This is a genomic window from Streptomyces sp. NPDC047072 (genome assembly GCF_040643855.1).
In the GTDB taxonomy this organism is placed as follows: domain Bacteria; phylum Actinomycetota; class Actinomycetes; order Streptomycetales; family Streptomycetaceae; genus Streptomyces.
The window spans coordinates 1-1,137 of sequence record NZ_JBEYVC010000373.1; the positions used below are offsets into that span (position 1 = coordinate 1).

1 protein-coding gene is annotated in these 1,137 nt (G+C 69.8%); it reads left to right on the forward strand.

The features are described from left to right. Positions 1 to 172 precede the first annotated feature (172 nt). On the forward strand, positions 173 to 1,137 hold a 965-nt coding region (locus tag ABZ896_RS52780), incomplete at its 3' end, for an L-serine ammonia-lyase (RefSeq protein ID WP_360946695.1).

Below are 1,137 nucleotides of genomic sequence, written 5' to 3' on the forward strand. Positions count from 1 at the left end.
GAGGTCGCCGACGTGATCGCCTCGGCGCTCAAGCCGTCGTACGACGTGGAGAGCCTGAAGGCCCGGGTCAAGGTCCTGGCCGACAAGCACCCGCTGTACCCCGGTCTGAACAAGTAGTTCCCGGTGGGGGCACCCGACGACGTGTGCCCCCACCCTTTTTGGAGGAGTTCCCGTGGCCATCTCGGTCTTCGATCTGTTCTCGATCGGCATCGGCCCGTCGAGCTCCCACACGGTCGGCCCGATGCGTGCGGCCCGTATGTTCGCCCGCCGGCTGCGCCACGAGGGGCTGCTGCCGTCGGTGGCCTCGGTCCGCTGTGAGCTCTACGGCTCCCTGGGCGCGACCGGGCACGGCCACGGCACCCCGAAGGCCGTCCTGCTCGGCCTTGAGGGCGCGTCCCCTCGTACGGTCGACGTGGAGACGGCGGACGAACGGGTCGCGGCGATCCGGGAGTCCGGGTCCCTGAAGCTGCTCGGGGAGCGCGAGATCCCGTTCTCCTTCGACGACGATCTGGTGCTGCACCGCCGTAAGGCACTGCCCTACCACGCCAACGGCATGACGGTCTGGGCGTTTGACGCGTCCGGCACCGAACTCCTGGCGAAGACCTACTACTCGGTGGGCGGCGGCTTCGTCGTCGACGAGGACGCGGTCGGCGCGGACCGGATCAAGCTCGACGACACGGTCCTCAAGTACCCCTTCCGCACCGGCGACGAGCTGTTGCGGCTGGCGAAGGACACCGGACTGTCGATCTCCTCGCTGATGCTGGAGAACGAACTCTCCTGGCGCACCGAGGACGAGGTCCGTGCCGGACTCCTGGAGATCTGGCGGGTGATGCGCGCCTGTGTCTCGCGGGGCATGGCGCGGGAGGGCATCCTGCCCGGCGGGCTGCGGGTGCGGCGGCGCGCGGCCGTCTCGGCGCGTCAACTGCGGGCCGAGGGCGATCCGTTGGCGCACGCGATGGAGTGGATCACGCTCTACGCGATGGCCGTCAACGAGGAGAACGCGGCAGGCGGACGCGTCGTGACCGCGCCCACCAACGGAGCGGCCGGCATCATCCCCGCCGTCCTGCACTACTACATCAACTTCGTCCCCGGCGCCGACGAGGACGGAGTGGTCCGCTTCCTGCTCGCCGCCGGCGC